Below are 16,784 nucleotides of genomic sequence, written 5' to 3' on the forward strand. Positions count from 1 at the left end.
AATTTACATTTTTTAAAGGCAAATAAGATAAAATTAAATTAAAAATGATCAAGGAAAGATTATGAATATGCCTTTTAGTGATGAGGAATTAGTTGAGCCTGTAAAAGCAAGCCTAGCTAAAACAATGCATATTTTAGAAAATGATGGCGGTGGGCTTGATTTTTTAGGTGTAAAAAATGGTGTAGTTTATGTAAAGCTAACGGGAGCTTGTCATGGTTGTCCTTCAAGTGGAACGACTTTAAAATATGGTTTAGAAAAACAGCTTAAGATTGATATACATCCAGATATTACTATAGTGAATTTAGCAGGCGGAGAAAGCGAATTTGCAAAATTATAAAAAAATAGCCATAGAATATTTTTATAAAAAAGATTTTAAAAGCGCTAAAATGTATTTTTCGCTTGCTTATGAAAAGCGTAAAAATAAAAGACTTTTAACTTTTATTAATATTTGTGATTTGGCATTAAAAAGCCCTGAAGAAGCCTTTGTGTTTTTTGAATTTTTCTTACAAAATTATAAAAATACCAAAGTAGATAAAGATCTTGAAAAACTTATTAATCTTAGCCAAAGTGTGCAGTTTGAAGAAGCTAATGAGGATTTTGAGGGTTTGAGCTATCAAGATTTTTTATTAAGTGAAGCAAAAGTTGGGTTTAAACAAGCTTTAGAAAATGTTATAATATCTAATAAACTTATTATTAATGATAAAGAAGATTTTGTGGATTTTTTAGAAAAACTTTTAGAGCATGGTTATAAAGATATGCTTGTAGCTTATATGGAAGATGTTTCAGTGCATTTTTATTCTAATTATAGATTTATCAAGCTTAGTGAGAAAATCAAGGAATTAAATTATGATAGTAAAGATTGAAAATACTTTCATTTGTGATAATTCTAATGAATGTGAAAAAGGATGTTTTTTCTTAAAAACTACTCAAAATGAAAAATTTCTTCATCAAGCTTTGGAAAAACAAGCAAAGGTTATTAGTGTTAGTGAATGTAAAAAGCTTTTAAATATAGATGAAAATATAAAAATCATAGGTATTACAGGTACAAATGGCAAGACAACTACTGCCGGAGCCATTTATTCTATCTTGCTTGATTTGGGTTATAAATGTGCTTTAATGGGAACTAGAGGTAGTTTTATAAATGATAAAAATATCACTCCAAAAGGCTTAACCACTGCTCCTATTTTACAAACTTTAGAACTTTTATCTTTAGCAAGTAAAGAAAAATGTGACTTTTTGATTATGGAAGTAAGCTCACATGCTTTGGTGCAAAATCGTATTGAAGGACTTGAATTTAAAGCTAAAATTTTTACTAATATTACACAAGATCATTTAGATTTTCATCAAAATTTTCAAAATTATCAAGCAGCAAAAGAAAGTTTTTTTACCGATGAATGTATGAAATTTATTAATAAAGATGCAAAAGCTATAAGTTTTAATGTTAAAGGTGCTTTTACTTATGGAGTGGAAAATCCAAGTTATTATCATATCAAAGCTTATGCTTTAAAAAATGGTATTGAAGCTGTGGTAAATTTTGGCAAAGAAACTTTTATGATTGATTCTTCTTTGGTAGGACTTTTTAATCTTTATAATCTTTTAGCTGCAAGTGCTTGTGTGAATGAACTTGTTAAACCAAATTTAAAAGAACTTGAACAGGCCATTAGTAATTTTGGTGGTATTGAGGGTAGAATGCAAGTAGTTGCAAAAGATGTGATTGTAGATTTTGCTCATACGCCAGATGGTATAGAAAAAGTTTTAGATGCTTTAAAATATCGTGATTTGATTGTGGTTTTTGGAGCAGGAGGAGATAGAGATAAAACTAAGCGTCCATTAATGGCTAAAATTGCTAAACACTATGCTAAAAAACTCATCATCACAAGTGATAATCCACGCTCAGAAGAGCCTATGGATATTATTAATGATATTTTAAGTGGCATAGAAAAAGATGAGAATGTTTTTATAGAATGTGATAGAAAAGAAGCGATAAAAAAGGCATTAGAGCTTAAAATGAAAAACGATTTTGTAGTGATTTTGGGTAAGGGTGATGAAACTTATCAAGAGATTAAGGGTGTAAAATATCCTTTTAATGATAAAGAAGTAGTATTAGAGATATTAAAAGAAGGAAAATAAATGTTTGAAAATATGGATTTTTCTAAAATGGGCGAGCTTTTGACTAAGGCTCAAGAAAAAGCAAATGAATTAGAACAAGAAGCTTTAAAAAAAGAATTTAGTGCAAAGAGTGGCGGTGGTTTAGTCAAAGTTAGTGCTAATGGAAAAGGTGAAATCATCGATATAAATATTGATGATTCTTTGTTAGAAGATAAAGAGTCTATGCAAATTTTATTAATAGCAGCAATTAATGATGTGATGAAAATGGTAGAACAAAATAAAAAATCAATGGCTAGTAATTTATTTAGCGGAATGGGAATGCTATGAGAATTTTACTTTGTATTTTGGGTATAACTTGTGTACTTTTTGCTGTGCCAAGACCGAGTTTTAATGATTTTTTGGGTTGTTATGAAAAGAACAAAGCTAGTATGTTAATTTATGAGGGTTTACCCGCTTTTGCTTTAAATGAAAATACCCTAGCAGTAGTTAAAACTAAAAATGCAAAATTAAACAGCTATACCAAATATGATCCTTTTTTAAATTTATATTTAGTAAAAACTGATTTTAGTTTAATCCCTGCACCTATGGGAAACGAAGAAGAATTAACACGTAATAGCTGGGTGGGAATTTTAGATAATAACCAAAGTTATATAGGACATTTAAAGTATTTTGGACAAAGTTTAACAGAGCGTGATCAGCTTGATTTTACTTCTAAAATTGGAGAGCTTAACTCACCATGTTGTAAAATGCTTGGTATAAGCTTAGAAGATGGTAAACTTATAGGTAATCGTTATTTAAAACACTTTGCAAAATATCCTGATGTTTATTGGGGTGATATAGGTGTGGATTTTGATATGCGTGATGGCAAAATTTATGTTAAAAATGTACGTAAAAATGGACAATTTTTGCTTAATGATGAGCTTGTGAGTGTAGATGGACAAGTTTATGATGATATAAGAAAATTAAATGAGAAAATTTTATTTGCTGATCGTGGTGCAACTTTGTATTTTAATATGCTAAGAGATAATAAAGATGTAAATATTTCTACGACTGTTTTTGATAAAGATTTGGGTATTTTTGCTAAACCTAAAAAAGTAGTTCAAGCCAAGCCAACTTCTTTTTATAGCAATTTAGGATTGCGCGTAGATATGAAAATGAATGTTACAGAGGTAACTCCAAATTCTAAAGCACAAATGGCTGGATTTTTAAAAGGGGATAAGATTTTAAGAATTAATAATCAAAAAATCAACAATTTCAATGAGCTTCAAACCATATTAACTCAAGCTAATACTTTTGATGTTTTAATCTCAAGACAAGCAAGCAATATCCCTTCAGCAAAAAATAATGATTTTGAACATTTTAATAAAGGATATTTTGACTTCTTTATAAGGCTAAATAAGTGATTTTAGAAAAATTCAAACAGCATTTAGAGCAAAATTTTCCTAAAACTCAAAGTTTTCATCCATTTTTCAATGAAGCTTTAAAATGGATGTTAGAAGCTGGTGGGAAGCATTTTAGAGCCCAACTGCTTTTAGGGATAGTGAATGCTAAAAATCCTGCTTTGTTTGAAAAGGCTTTAAATGCGGCTTTGGCTTTGGAATTTATCCACACCTACTCCTTGATACATGATGATTTACCTGCTATGGATAATGCTTCTTTGCGCAGAGGAAAACAAACCTTACATAAAAAATATGATGAAACTACCGCTATTTTAGTGGGCGATGCTTTAAATACTCAAGCTTTTTTATTACTTTCTAGGCTTAAATTAGAAGAAAATATTAGATTAAAACTCATAGAAACTTTAGCTTTTAATGCAGGGCTTGGTGGTATGATCATCGGTCAGGCGATTGATTGTTATTTTGAAGATACGCCTTTAAATTTAGAACAAGTTGAGTTTTTGCATATTCATAAAACTGCAAGATTAATCGCAGCAAGCTTAAAAATGGGTTGTGAAATTTGTGAGTTAGATGAAAAAGAATGCGAGCAAATTTATGAAATAGGGCTTTTGATAGGATTGGTTTTTCAAATCAAAGATGATATTATCGATGCAACTTTAGATACGAAAGAAGCAGGAAAGCCAACTCATAATGACTTGCACAAAAATTCTTTTGTAAAACTTTTGGGTTTAGAAGGTGCTAAAAAGGCAAAAGATGATAAAATTGCATTATGTGAAGAAAAAATGAAAAATTTAGATTCTAAGCTTGCTAATGAGCTTCAAATTTTGATTGATAAATATTTAAAAGGTTAAACAATGCTACAAAAACAAGCTAACACTATAAGATTTTTATGTGCTGATATGATACAAAAGGCAAAATCAGGCCATCCAGGTGCACCTATGGGTTTAGCAGATATTATGAGTGTTTTAAGTACTCATTTAGTACATAATCCAAAAGATCCCACATGGTTAAACCGCGATAGATTAGTTTTTTCAGGCGGTCATGCTAGCGCTTTGCTTTATAGTTTTTTGCATTTGAGTGGTTATGATGTAAGTTTAGAGGATTTAAAAAATTTCCGCCAATTACACTCTAAAACTCCAGGCCATCCTGAAATTTTTACCCCAGGTGTTGAAATCGCTACAGGACCTTTAGGGCAAGGTATTGCAAATGCGGTTGGTTTTGCTATGGCAGCTAAAAAAGCAAGTTTACTCTTGGGTGAGGATATTATCAATCACAAAGTATACTGTTTGTGTGGTGATGGGGATTTGCAAGAAGGAATTTCTTATGAAGCTTGTTCTTTGGCAGGACTTCACAAACTTGATAATTTAATCATCATTTATGATAGTAATAATATATCAATCGAAGGTGATGTGGCTATTGCCTTTAATGAAAATGTAAAAGAGCGTTTTAGAGCACAAAATTTTGAAGTACTTGAGATAGATGGACATGATTTTGAGCAAATTGATTTAGCATTAAAAACTGCTAAAGAAAGTAAAAAGCCTTGCTTGATTATCGCTCATACTACCATAGCTAAAGGGGCTTTAGAACTTGAAGGAAGCCATCATTCTCACGGAGCACCTTTGGGTGAAGAGCTTATTAAAAAAGCAAAAGAAGTTTTAGGTTTTGATCCGCAAAAAACTTTTGAAATTCCAGAGGAAGTTAAAATTCGCTTTAGTGCTGCAATAGAGCTTGGAGATTTAGCACAAGCTAAGTGGAATCAAAAAGTGCAAAATTTAAATGCAGAAAAAAAAGCTTTATTAAAAGAGCTTTTAGAGCCTGATTTTTCAAAAATACAATTCCCTGATTTTAAAGGACAAGATTTAGCTACTAGAGATAGCAATGGTGTGATTTTAAATGCTATTGCTAAAGCTTTACCGGGATTTTTAGGTGGTAGTGCAGATTTAGGTCCATCAAATAAAACCGAACTCAAAGATATGGGGGATTTTCCAAATGGAAAAAATATTCACTATGGTATAAGAGAGCATGCAATGGCTGCTATATCAAATGCTTTTGCTAGATATGGTTTATTTTTACCTTATTGTGCTACATTTTTTATATTTAGTGAGTATTTAAAACCTGCTGCAAGAATAGCAGCTTTGATGAAGGCTAAACATTTTTTCATTTTTACTCATGATAGTATAGGTGTAGGTGAAGATGGCCCAACACACCAACCTATAGAGCAACTTAGCACTTTTAGAGCTATGCCAAATTCATTAACATTTAGAGTAGCTGATGGGGTTGAAAATGTAAAAGCATGGCAGATCGCACTTAAAACTAACATGCCAAGTGTTTTTGTTTTATCACGTCAAAAATTAAGCCCTTTAAGCGAGCCTGTTTTTGGAGATGTTGAAAATGGGGCTTATTTATTAGAAGAAAATGTAAATGCGCAATTTACGCTTTTAGCAAGTGGTAGTGAAGTATCGCTGTGTTTAAAAGTAGCTAAGGTTTTAAAAGAAAAAGGTGTAATTGCCAACGTGGTTTCTATGCCTTGTTATGAATTATTTATTGCTCAAGAAAAATCTTATAAAGAAAGAATTTTACAAGGTAAAGTTATAGGTGTGGAAGCTGCAAATTCAAATGAACTTTATAGAATTTGCGATGAGCTTTATGGCATAGAAAGTTTTGGTGAGAGTGGTAAGGATAAAGATGTATTTGAGTATTTTGGATTTAGCGAGGAAAAATTAAGCTCGTATATTTTAAGTTTATGTAATGAAAAATAAAATAATCAAAGATGTTAAAAATCAAGAATGTATTTTTAGCATCTTTGGTATATGGGATAAAACTAGTGTAGGAAAATTGGAAAAATTAGATTTTCCTGCTCAAAAAAATATTATTTTTGATTTTACTAATTTAGATTTTATAGACACTGCTGGGATTAGGTATTTTCTAGCTTTAGAAAATGAATTTAAGCAAAAAGGTTTTGAGTTTAGTAGAGTAAATCTTAAAAGCGAGCATGCTAAGCTTTTTGAACTTTGTCAAAAACACTACAAAAGTTTTCATAATACTCATGAAAATAAAAAAACAATCAAAGATTTTTTTGAAAATTTAGGAAAAAAGATTGTTGAATCTTTTACACTCTTGGTGCAGTTTTTAAATTTTATAGGGCTTATTATTTACACTTGTTTTAAAACACTTTTAAACCCTAAAAAACTTCGCTTTAGAGCATTTTTATATCATGTAGAAAATAGTGCTATCAATGCTTTGCCTATTATTATGCTAACTTCATTGCTTGTAGGTGTAGTACTTGCTTATCAAGCTGCGTATCAACTTGCACAATTTGGAGCTAATATTTATATTGTTGATTTAATGGGAATTTCTGCTACTAGAGAGCTTGCGCCATTAATTAGTGCTATTGTTATAGCTGGTAGGAGTGCAAGTTCTTATACAGCTCAAATTGGGGTGATGAAACTTACTGATGAAATTGATGCGATGAAAACTATGGGCTTTAAAGAAAGTGAGTTTATCATTTTGCCTAGGGTTTTAGCCTTAGCACTTGCTATGCCTTTAGTGGTAATAGTAGCTGATATTTTAAGTATTATAGGTGGAATTGTAGTTGCTTGGTTTAGTTTAGAAATTAGTGCGAGTGAGTTTATGAGTCGTTTTAAAGAAGCGGTGGAGTTAAGACATATCATCATAGGACTTATAAAAGCACCTATTTTTGGATTTTTGATTGCTTCTATTGCTTGTTTTAGAGGATTTTTTGTGCAAAAAACTACTGAAAGTATAGGTGTTTATACGACAAAAAGTGTGGTAAATGCTATTTTTTGGGTGATAGCTTTTGATGCGATTTTTTCTGTATTTTTAACAAAGGCTGGATTTTGATTATAAAAGCTAAAAATATCAGCACTTATTTTGGAAGCAAATGTATACATGAAGATATTAGCTTTGAAGTACAAGATAATGAAATTTTTGGCATTTTAGGTGGTAGCGGTAGTGGTAAATCTGTGCTTTTAAGACAAATGTTAATGCTTGAGCATTTTGATAAGGGAGAGTATGAAATTTTAGGTAAGAGATTAAAAAATATAAGTGATGAAGATGCTTTATTTTTACAAAAACAATGGGGTGTTGTTTTTCAATATGGAGCATTATTTAGCTTTTTTAATATACTTGAAAACATTAGTATACCTTTAGTTGAATATACAAAACTTAGCAAAAATGATATCAAAGAAATAGCCATGATGAAGCTTAAGATGGTGGGGCTTGATGAGAGTGCGGCTAAGCTTTATCCAAGTGAATTAAGCGGGGGTATGAAAAAAAGAGTGGCTATAGCTAGAGCTTTGGCGCTTGATTCTAAATTGCTTTTTTTAGATGAGCCAACTTCAGGACTTGATCCTTATAGTTCGAGAGAATTTGATGAGTTGCTTTTGAGTTTAAAACAAAGCTTTAAATTATGTGTGGTTTTAATTACTCACGATAAAGAAAGCATGAAAAAAGTATTAAATCGCTTTTTGATTATAGAAAATAAAAAAGTTGGTTTTTTGGGAAATGTTGAGACTTTACAAGAGCAAAATCCAAGACTTTATGAGAGGTTTATGCAATAATGGAAAATAGAGCAAATTATATTTTGATTGGAATTTTTGTTAGTGTATTATTTTTTATTAGCTTGTTTTTTATAGTGTGGTATGGGAATTTAAAAGATGAAAAATCTTTTAAATATTATGAGATTTATATGGAAGAATCAGTTGCAGGGCTTAGTGTCAAAGCTCCGGTTAAATTTTTAGGAGTAGATGTTGGAAGTGTTGAAAATATTAGCATAGATAGTTCAAGTAATCAACTAAGAGTGAAAATCTTAGTTAAGCTTGATTCTGATTTAGCGGTTAAAACAGATACTTATGCAAGCTTACAAATTCAAGGTATAACAGGTTTTAAGTTCATTCAGCTTGCTGGGGGTAGTGAGGAAGCTAGTGTTTTAAAAGCAGATGGTGATGTGTATCCTATTATAAAATCAAAGGAAAGTTTTTTTGCAAGCATTGATAAACAAACATCAAATTTATTGGAATTAATTACCAGCTCAAAAATAAAATTAGAAAGTCTTTTAAGTGATAAAAATTTAAAAAACATAGAGCGTATTTTGCAAAATACATCTGAGTTTTCCGTGTATTTAAATACTAAGGTGCCATTATTTTTAGAAAATTTAGATAAAACAAGTTCTAAACTTGGTAAAAGTTCAGATGATTTTTCAAATTTTTTAAATAATGCTAATGGCCAACTTAATGAGCTTAATAAAAGCAGAATGCTTTTAAATGAAAATTTAGATATTTTAAGAGTTTTGTTTTTAGATTTTACACAATTATTAAAAAATTTAAAGCAAAATCCTTCAGATGTGATTTATAAAGATAAAGCTATTCAATATGCTCCAGGAGAATAAAATGAAATTTTTATATATTAGTTTAATAGCTATTTTTTTTAGTGCTTGTTCTTTGATTAGTCCAAATCAAACTTTACCTGCAAATAAATATTTTAGCATTAATTTAGAAAAGCTAGAGCAAAGTCAAAATAAAGTAAAAAATTCTACCATCATGGTTTCTTTACCTAAGGGCTTAGCTTATACTAATGAAATTTTTTACAAAAAAGATCATGTTGTTAATGCTTATGCTTATCATTTTTGGAAAGAAAATCCTACCTTGATGATTAAAACTTTTTTGGAATTTCATTTGCAAGATTTAGGGGTATTTAAAGCAGTTTTAAACCAAGATAGTCTAGCTGGTGCAGATTATGTTTTAGAAAGTAAAGTAGATATTTTAGAGCAAGATTTTAGTGATGAGGTGCATTCTAAAATAAAATTAGGCATTAATTTAAATTTGGTGCAAATAAACACTAAAAAACTTATAGCAAGTAAGTATTTTTACTATGAAAGAGAATTAGATGATAATAACCCCCAAATTTTAATCCAAAATTATGATGAGGTTTTTTTGCTTTTTGCTAAAGATTTTAGAGTTTGGATAGATCAAAATTTGGAATAAAAAATGCTTTCCTTAGTTATAGCAATAACAAGGAAGGTGTATTATGAGAGATGAATTAGAAATCTTACAAAAGCATTTAGGACAAGTAGGTTCAAGTATAGATGGTGCAAATTTAAAACATCAAACACAAAAATTTAGCGAAGATATTACTGATGCAAATGATTTTATTGGTGCTTTGCAAATTTTAGATTTTTCGTTGAAAAAAATTTCAAAACTTTTAGAAGATAAAAATTATGAAGATGTGCAAGATAAAGTATTAATTGCAAGTGAAAGTTTAAAAATAGTAGATAATTGCTCGTTTTTAGGAAATGCTTTATTTGATAATAATTATAATGTAAATGTAGGCTCAAAGGCTTTTACTTTTGAAATTTATAATCCTTTAAAAATTTTAGAAACTAGTGATTATGAAGGCATGAAAGCTTATATAATAGATAAAAGAGAAGAAATAGCTTCTATGCTTAGTGAGCTTGCAGTGGCTATTGCTACTTATAGTCCTAGTCAAAGTTTTGGCGGATTAGGTCATGATTTTATGAATGATCTAGATTTTACTAAGCTTTTTAAATAATACTAAAGGCAAAAAGCCTTTAGTATGTGTGTATTATTTAATAACTCCGCAAGCCATTCTAGCACCACCACCACCAAGTACTGCAGGATGATCGCTATGATTATCTCCTCCAAAATGTATCATTAAAGAGTGATTTTTAAGCTCATCAAGAGTTTTGATTTTTGGCGCTAATACAGGATTAGTTGCTTTGCCATCTTTTTCTACATAAATTGGTGGTAAATCACCTTTGTGGCCTTTATCATCCCATGGGCTTGAGTGTGCATCGGTTTTTTCAGGATCCCAGTGACCGCCAGCTTTCATACCTAAACCCTTATCAGTTGCACCACAATCTGCGTTCGCATGAACATGAAAACCATGAATTCCACTTTCTAAACCTTGAAGATTTGGGTAAAACGCTACCCCATAAGGAGTTTGTACTGCTACTACTTCACCTGCATTTTTGTTGGCATTTTTATCAAGAATTTCCATTTTGATAACTAAATGATCTTTTTGTGCTTTTGGATCAAAATTTTCTAAATTTGCTCCAATTAAAAAACTTGATGCTAATAAAGAGCCTAGTATAATTTTTTTCATTTTCTCTCCTTTTGTTAAAAATTATTTTATTGTAGCATATATTATTAATAAAAAATTGTCTTTTGTTGTTTTTTATAAAATACAATAATCAAAAAACTTATAAAAAAAGGTTTTAATGTTAGTTTTTCCAAAAGATTTTGAAAAAGTGAGTCAAAAAGTTTTACATAATTCTTTATTTTCTTTGTGTCATTATCAAAAACAATCACCAAGTGATATAAACCAAGAAGTGGTGTTTAAAGATTATGCTTTGGTTTTTATATCAGAAGGTTCTAAAAGTATTTATACTATTGATAATCATTTTAAAGCAAACAAAGATGAAATTATTTTTTTTACAAAAAATTCTTTTTCTATTAGAGATTATTTGAATGAAGCAAATATATATAAATCTGTTATTTTATGCTTTAAAGAAAGTATTTTAATAGAACTTGTTTTTAAATATCAAGATTTAATTTCTACATTAAACTCTTTAGAATATTCCAAGAGCTTATTTAGTTTAAAATCAGATTTAATAACTAAAAGTATTTTTCAATCTTTTTTACCTTGTATAGGTGCTTCTAAAAACGGTGAATTTTTACTAAGATTAAAATTTGAAGAATTATTTTTGTCTTTATTATATAGTGAAGACAATGCAGAATTTCTTGCTTTTTTAAAAGCTATTTTAAATGGTTTTAAATTAGAACTTTATCAGATGTTTGCATATTGTCAAAATGATTTCGAAAATGTAGCTTCTATGGCTAAATTTAGTAAAATGGATATAGCAAGCTTTAGTCGTAACTTCAAGCAAAGTTTCGGGATAAGTCCTAAAGAATGGCTTGACAATAAACGTTTTGAGAAGGCTAAATTTCTATTAGAATTTTCCACTAAAAATATTACTCAAATTTGTCACGAACTTGGATTTAATTCTCCTGCTTGGTTTATAGCAAGATATAAAAAAAGATATGGTATTACTCCAAAACAAGAGCAAAAATCAAAAAACTTATATTTTTTATCTTAAAAATGATAGATTTTATTTTAATTTTTTACTAGAATTTTTTAATAAAATTTAAGAAAGGTAACAATATGAAAAAAAGTATCTTAACTTTAGCTTTGTTTGCATTTTGTAGTGCAAATGCTTTAGAGTTTCAAGAATTTAAAGGTTTTGCACATCCTGAAAGTGTGTATGTAGATGAAAGTGCTGTTTATGTATCTAATGTAGGAAAAGAGTTAGCTCCGTTAAATAAAGATAATGATGGTTTTATCTCAAAATTAGATAAAAATGGAAATGTTATAGAACTAGAATTTATCAAAAATCTTAACGCTCCAAAAGGTATGTCTAAAATAGCTGATGTTTTGTATGTGGTTGATATTGATATTTTATACGGCTTTGATGTAAAAAGTAAAAAAGAGATTTTCAAGCTTCCTATAAAAAATGCAGTATTTTTAAATGATATAGCAGTTTTAGATAATGATACATTGCTGGTGAGTGATACAGGTACAGGATATATCCATAAAGTATTTTTAAAAGATAAAAAATATGAAAACTTCATCCATTTAGATTCAAAATATGGTGGTCCAAATGGATTGTTGATAGAAAAAAACACTTTATTTATAGCAGGTTATGATCCAAGTGATAAAACAGGTGGAAAAATCATTAGTATTGATTTAAATACAAAGAAAATTCAAGAATTAAGCAAAAAAATAGAACAATTTGATGGTATTGTATATGATAAAGATAAAAATCTCTTAGTATCAAGTTGGGGTAAAAATCTTCAAGGATATATTTATACTTTAAAAGATAATAAAGAGATAAAGCTAGATCTAAACCCTATAAAAGGCCCTGCAGATATGTTTTTTGATGGGGAGTATTTATGGGTGCCAAAAATGGCAGAGAATGCCTTGATTAAAGTAAAATTATAAAAACTTTTAAGCCTTTTGGCTTAAAAGTCAAATAATTCTCCAAGCCAACTTTCTTTTTTCTTGTATTTATAACCATTGTTATGATGATAGTTTGCTTGTTGGTTGTAATTTTGTTGTTGAGACTGTTGTGATGTGCTTTGAGATGTACTTCTTTCTATGATTTTATCAAGTTCACCGCGATCAAGCCAAACACCACGACATTTTGGACAATAATCAATCTCAACTCCATTTCTTTCACTCATTAATAAATCAGTATTTGCACAAACTGGGCAATTCATATTTATCCTTTATAAAAATTTTCCTAAAGTATATAGGTTTAAAGTAAATTATGAGTTTAAATCCCAATCAATAGGACTTTTGCCAAGTTTTAATAAAATTTCATTGCTTTTTGAAAAATGTTTGCAGCCTAAAAAAGCATTTCTTGCTAAAGGTGATGGATGTGCCGCTTCTAAGATAAAGTGTTTTTTAGGGTTGATTAAGACTTTTTTATTTTTAGCATAATTTCCCCAAAGCAAAAACACTAATCCCTCTTTTTCATCACTAAGTTTTGATATAACTGCATCGGTAAATTTTTGCCAGCCAAAATGTGCATGTGAAGCAGGTTTGTTTGCCTCTACGCTTAAGATGGAGTTTAAAAGTAAAATTCCTTGCTTAGCCCATTTGCTAAGATCTCCATGTCTTGCTATAGGAATGTTTAAATCATCTTGTAATTCTTTGTAGATATTAAGTAGAGATGGAGGAATTTTAACTCCCATTGGTACGCTAAAGCTCAAACCCATAGCTTGATGAGGGTTGTGATAAGGATCTTGTCCTAAAAGTATGATTTTTAAATCCTGTAAAGGAGCTAGGTTAAATGCATTAAAGATTAAATTTGCTGGCGGATATATAGTTTTTCCTTCGTTTAAGGCATTGATATAATGAGTTTTTATCTCTAAAAAATAAGGTTTTAAAAACTCATCTTTTAAAAATTCTTTCCAAGTTTGTTCTATTTTTATTTTTTCTAAACAAATATCCATTTTTATCCTTACCAAGAAAGTATAAATTCACTTCCTTCATTTTCTTTGCTTAAAACTTTAATGTTGATATTGTTTTTATCGGCAATTTGCTTAACTAAATTTAAGCCTATACCAAAGCCACCTTGATCTTGATTAAAGCGTTTATAGCGTGTAAAAATTTGAGCTATTTCTTTAGCACTCATGCCTTGACCTTCATCTTTGATACTAAGTGTTTTTTCTTTTAAGCAAATATAGATTTTTTTATGAGCATTGGTGTATTTTATGGCATTGCTTAAAAGATTATCAATTAAAATTTGCATTTCTTCTTTATTGGCATAAAGGTTTTGCTCTAAAAGATTTTTTTCAATGATGAGATTTTTTTGCGTGATTAAAGTTTCAAAGTATTCTAATCTTTGTTCTAAAAGCTCTTTTAAATTTATATCTTCTTTTATATTTTCTTTTTGTAAGAAAAAATTTAAGGCGATGAGATTTTGATAGATATGGTTTAAATTTTTACTTGCTAGTTTGATATGATTTAGTTTTTTTATATTATTTGGATTTAAATTTGTATCATCAAATTTTTTAATACTAGCTAAAATTACACTTAAAGGTGTATTAATTTCGTGTGTAGTGTCTTTGATGAAGTCATTAAGTGCTTTAAATTGCTCTTTGATATTTTTAAAGACAAGTAAGATCAGTATATAGGCAACCACAGTAAGCAATAAAATACATATAAGAGTATAAAAAATGGTTTTTAATTTTAATTTCCAAAGTTCATGGGAAAAATCGTTGATATCTAGATTATTATAATTATCTTTGTGGTATTGTTCTTTTTTAAAACCAAGATCATCAGTTTCTATAATGATATGAATATTTTTATGTCTTAAAAAATGAGAGTGGTGTTTTGGTTTTTTTAGATTACTTGTGTCTATATAGGTGTTGAGATTTCTAATCCTTGAAAAATCTATAAACAATCTTTTGTTTTCATTGTAAATAAAATCATTTTTTTTAAGTTGTGTTAATATTTTTAAAGCATCGAAAGTTAAATTGCTAAAAACAACTTGGTTATTTACGATAATGGCAAATTGAGTGTTGAGTCTTTTGGATATATATGAAAAATCTTCTTGATTTAAATATGTTCTATCGTGTCTTGCTTCGATGATATTTTGCAAAATATAATTATAGTGAGTATATGAATGCGTTATTTGATTTAATCGTATATAGTTTGCTTCTTTTTGATAAAAAGTGATAAAAAAAATCGTTAAAAACACACCACTTGTGATGATATAAAGGGCTAGAATTTTAAAAATAGTATTATTAAAATTTTCACTTTTCATTTTCTAGCCTTATAGCATAGCCTATGTTTCTTTGGTTGATGATAAGGTCTTTGCCAAGAATTTTTCTTAAATTTTTTACATAAACTCTAAGACTCATAATTGCTGGTTCTTCGTCTAAACTCCAAATTTCATCAAAAATGGTTTCTATGCTCACAAAGTGTGGGCGTTTTTTTAAAAGTAAGGCTAAGAGCTCTTTTTCTTTGTTGGTAAGATTGATGATTGTTTTATCTTGATAAAGAGTTTTATTAAGTGGATCAAAAGAAATATTTTTTGAGAAGTTAAGTAAAATCAAATCTTCTTTTTGGTGACTAAAATTTCTTTTAATGATATTTTTTACACGGATAATTAATTCATCTATGTCAAAAGGTTTTTTAACATAATCATCACAACCTGATAAAAATCCTTGTTTTACATCATCAAGCATAGATAAAGAAGTTAAAAATATAGCAGGAGTATTTTTACCACTTTCTCTTAATTCTTTTAAAACTTCAAAACCATTGCCTTTTGGAACTTTAACGTCAAAAATCCAAAGATCAAAATTTTCTTCATAAGCTTTTTCTAGCGCCTCTTGTGCATCATATACACAAGAGACTTTAAAACCTTCGTCGCTTAAGGATTCGTTTATAATTTCATTTAAACTTAAATCATCTTCTAAGAGCAGAATTTTTGCTGCCATTTTATCTCATCGGACAATTTGCATGGTGCGATCTTAAACCATGATGATTTTTATGGGAATGGGTGTTATTGTAATGGTGTAAATTTAACTCTCTTATTTCTTTGCCACTCATTTCATCAGTTAGTTTTTGCATATCTTCTTGAACGATAGTTCTTCTTTGATTTCTTTCTTGAGTAGAAAGTTTAGAGATGTTTTCGTGTAAATTAGCTCTAAATTGTTGATGAAAATCTTTTGCATCTTTGTATTTCATTTCATTCATTCTTTTTTTCATCTCAATAACTAAATCAGCTTGATCTTGTGCTTTTACGCTTTTTGCAAGATTTAAAATCTCATCATTACTTTTTTTAGAAAAATCAGCTCCTAGTGCAAATGAAGCAGCCAAAGAACCCACGATAAATAAACTTACAATTTTTTTCATTGTTTCTCCTTTAAATTAATGATGAGAAATTATAAAAGTTCAAAATAAAGCCAAAATGAAATTTATTGACAAACAAAAAGCACGTTAGCTTTTAAGTTTTGTTTTTCACTTTTGATAATAGGCAATACAACACTATCTGCACTAGCTGCTAAACTTGGGGAGTTGTATTTAATATTGTAACTATCAAAATGAATATTTTTTATCATGCAAGTTTTTGCTAGAGTTTTAGAATAATATTGAGCTTTTTCGAAAGCTTTTTTAAATGCAAGATCATATAAATCTTCTTTATTTTCTTCTAAAACAACCTCATCAAAACCAGCTTGTAAGGCTTTGGTATTAAAAGAAATTAAAGCATTGGTAGTGCTAATGCTTTCTATGTCTTTTATAAGATTTTCATAGTCTTTGTTTTTATTTTGTGAGATTTGGCAAGTAAAATTAGAGTGTAATCTGTATCCATTTAATGTTTTTACCCCTTGATAGTAATTATAACTTGGCTCTAAAGTATAACTTCCACCTTTGCAATAATTTTCTTTAGCGATACGATCTGAGATTTCTTTGAAAGTTTTAGCAATATGATTTTTTTCATCGCTAGAAATAATGGTTTTTTTACTAAGTTCCTCGCTGGCACTAAAATTTAAAGTAGCATTAAAGATATTTGGGGTAATTTCATTAGATACTTCTATGTTTCTTGAAAATTCTATATTTTGTTTATTGTGATTTTTTAAGCCTAAAAATTCAGTGTTAAAAACCACTCCTAGTACAAATAATACCAAACAAAGTAGTCCCAAGCCTAGACCTTTTAAAAAACTTTTCATT

Annotated in this window: 21 protein-coding genes; 14 read left to right on the top strand and 7 right to left on the bottom strand. The window is 29.0% G+C overall.

What is annotated here, in order from left to right:
• Nucleotides 1-67 precede the first annotated feature (67 nt).
• From CLCT_RS00535 to CLCT_RS00590, 12 genes are read left to right on the top strand one after another with little or no spacing between them, the layout of a single operon-like run.
• Nucleotides 68-337: a NifU family protein gene (locus CLCT_RS00535; RefSeq protein WP_039669003.1), complete on the top strand. Its 270-nt coding sequence runs from the start codon at nucleotides 68-70 to the stop codon at nucleotides 335-337.
• Nucleotides 324-863: a hypothetical protein gene (locus tag CLCT_RS00540; RefSeq protein WP_039667855.1), complete on the top strand. Its 540-nt coding sequence runs from the start codon at nucleotides 324-326 to the stop codon at nucleotides 861-863. The genes CLCT_RS00535 and CLCT_RS00540 overlap by 14 nt, the downstream gene beginning before the upstream one ends.
• Nucleotides 847-2,130 (top strand): UDP-N-acetylmuramoyl-L-alanyl-D-glutamate--2,6-diaminopimelate ligase, encoded by a 1,284-nt coding sequence (locus CLCT_RS00545; RefSeq protein WP_149061943.1) that lies wholly within the window; start codon nucleotides 847-849, stop codon nucleotides 2,128-2,130. The genes CLCT_RS00540 and CLCT_RS00545 overlap by 17 nt, the downstream gene beginning before the upstream one ends.
• A complete protein-coding gene (locus tag CLCT_RS00550; RefSeq protein ID WP_039667857.1) occupies nucleotides 2,131-2,436 on the top strand; it encodes a YbaB/EbfC family nucleoid-associated protein in 306 nt (101 codons plus the stop codon).
• Nucleotides 2,433-3,512, top strand: a complete 1,080-nt coding sequence (locus tag CLCT_RS00555) for a DUF7488 domain-containing protein (RefSeq protein WP_039667858.1) — start codon at nucleotides 2,433-2,435, stop codon at nucleotides 3,510-3,512. The genes CLCT_RS00550 and CLCT_RS00555 overlap by 4 nt, the downstream gene beginning before the upstream one ends.
• Complete coding sequence (locus tag CLCT_RS00560) at nucleotides 3,512-4,357, top strand: geranyl diphosphate synthase / farnesyl diphosphate synthase (protein WP_039669004.1); 846 nt, start codon at nucleotides 3,512-3,514, stop codon at nucleotides 4,355-4,357. Before CLCT_RS00555 ends, CLCT_RS00560 begins: the two co-directional genes overlap by 1 nt.
• Nucleotides 4,358-4,360: 3 nt before the next feature.
• A complete protein-coding gene (gene tkt, locus CLCT_RS00565) occupies nucleotides 4,361-6,265 on the top strand; it encodes a transketolase (protein ID WP_149061944.1) in 1,905 nt (634 codons plus the stop codon).
• Nucleotide 6,266: 1 nt separating this feature from the next.
• Nucleotides 6,267-7,367, top strand: coding sequence for an MlaE family lipid ABC transporter permease subunit (locus CLCT_RS00570; protein ID WP_394349072.1), 1,101 nt, complete (start codon nucleotides 6,267-6,269; stop codon nucleotides 7,365-7,367).
• Nucleotides 7,364-8,086: an ABC transporter ATP-binding protein gene (locus CLCT_RS00575; protein WP_149061946.1), complete on the top strand. Its 723-nt coding sequence runs from the start codon at nucleotides 7,364-7,366 to the stop codon at nucleotides 8,084-8,086. The genes CLCT_RS00570 and CLCT_RS00575 overlap by 4 nt, the downstream gene beginning before the upstream one ends.
• The gene (locus CLCT_RS00580; RefSeq protein ID WP_149061947.1) at nucleotides 8,086-8,913 is read left to right on the top strand and encodes an MlaD family protein; all 828 of its coding nucleotides are present in this window, start codon (nucleotides 8,086-8,088) and stop codon (nucleotides 8,911-8,913) included. Before CLCT_RS00575 ends, CLCT_RS00580 begins: the two co-directional genes overlap by 1 nt.
• A 1-nt stretch (nucleotide 8,914) precedes the next feature.
• Nucleotides 8,915-9,508, top strand: a complete 594-nt coding sequence (locus tag CLCT_RS00585; RefSeq protein ID WP_149061948.1) for an ABC-type transport auxiliary lipoprotein family protein — start codon at nucleotides 8,915-8,917, stop codon at nucleotides 9,506-9,508.
• Nucleotides 9,509-9,551: 43 nt separating this feature from the next.
• A complete protein-coding gene (locus tag CLCT_RS00590) occupies nucleotides 9,552-10,073 on the top strand; it encodes a flagellar FLiS export co-chaperone (RefSeq protein ID WP_039667863.1) in 522 nt (173 codons plus the stop codon).
• A 33-nt stretch (nucleotides 10,074-10,106) separates the two neighbouring features.
• Here the strand turns inward: CLCT_RS00590 and CLCT_RS00595 are convergent, their stop codons facing one another.
• Nucleotides 10,107-10,646, bottom strand: a complete 540-nt coding sequence (locus CLCT_RS00595; RefSeq protein ID WP_149061949.1) for a superoxide dismutase family protein — start codon at nucleotides 10,644-10,646, stop codon at nucleotides 10,107-10,109.
• Nucleotides 10,647-10,761: 115 nt separating this feature from the next.
• Here CLCT_RS00595 and CLCT_RS00600 point away from each other — a divergent pair, with 115 nt between their 5' ends.
• Nucleotides 10,762-11,640: a helix-turn-helix domain-containing protein gene (locus tag CLCT_RS00600; RefSeq protein WP_149061950.1), complete on the top strand. Its 879-nt coding sequence runs from the start codon at nucleotides 10,762-10,764 to the stop codon at nucleotides 11,638-11,640.
• A 65-nt stretch (nucleotides 11,641-11,705) separates the two neighbouring features.
• Nucleotides 11,706-12,542: an NHL repeat-containing protein gene (locus CLCT_RS00605; RefSeq protein ID WP_149061951.1), complete on the top strand. Its 837-nt coding sequence runs from the start codon at nucleotides 11,706-11,708 to the stop codon at nucleotides 12,540-12,542.
• 20 nt (nucleotides 12,543-12,562) lie between these two features.
• On the opposite strand, the gene CLCT_RS00610 is transcribed toward CLCT_RS00605, so the two are convergent.
• The 6 genes from CLCT_RS00610 to CLCT_RS00635 all read right to left on the bottom strand — a co-directional run bounded on the left by CLCT_RS00610 (nucleotide 12,563) and on the right by CLCT_RS00635 (nucleotide 16,783).
• Nucleotides 12,563-12,820: a TFIIB-type zinc ribbon-containing protein gene (locus CLCT_RS00610; RefSeq protein ID WP_039667867.1), complete on the bottom strand. Its 258-nt coding sequence runs from the start codon at nucleotides 12,818-12,820 to the stop codon at nucleotides 12,563-12,565.
• A gap of 48 nt (nucleotides 12,821-12,868) precedes the next feature.
• A complete protein-coding gene (ung, locus tag CLCT_RS00615; protein ID WP_149061952.1) occupies nucleotides 12,869-13,558 on the bottom strand; it encodes a uracil-DNA glycosylase in 690 nt (229 codons plus the stop codon).
• An 8-nt stretch (nucleotides 13,559-13,566) separates the two neighbouring features.
• Nucleotides 13,567-14,874, bottom strand: a complete 1,308-nt coding sequence (locus CLCT_RS00620) for a sensor histidine kinase (RefSeq protein ID WP_149061953.1) — start codon at nucleotides 14,872-14,874, stop codon at nucleotides 13,567-13,569.
• A complete protein-coding gene (locus CLCT_RS00625; protein ID WP_039667869.1) occupies nucleotides 14,864-15,550 on the bottom strand; it encodes a response regulator transcription factor in 687 nt (228 codons plus the stop codon). The genes CLCT_RS00620 and CLCT_RS00625 overlap by 11 nt, the downstream gene beginning before the upstream one ends.
• A gap of 1 nt (nucleotide 15,551) precedes the next feature.
• Complete coding sequence (locus tag CLCT_RS00630) at nucleotides 15,552-15,968, bottom strand: DUF1104 domain-containing protein (RefSeq protein ID WP_039667870.1); 417 nt, start codon at nucleotides 15,966-15,968, stop codon at nucleotides 15,552-15,554.
• A gap of 62 nt (nucleotides 15,969-16,030) precedes the next feature.
• Complete coding sequence (locus CLCT_RS00635; protein ID WP_149061954.1) at nucleotides 16,031-16,783, bottom strand: SIMPL domain-containing protein; 753 nt, start codon at nucleotides 16,781-16,783, stop codon at nucleotides 16,031-16,033.
• Nucleotide 16,784: the final 1 nt, after the last annotated feature.

Origin of the sequence: Campylobacter lari subsp. concheus, assembly GCF_008245025.1 — a bacterium.
GTDB lineage: Bacteria > Campylobacterota > Campylobacteria > Campylobacterales > Campylobacteraceae > Campylobacter_D > Campylobacter_D concheus.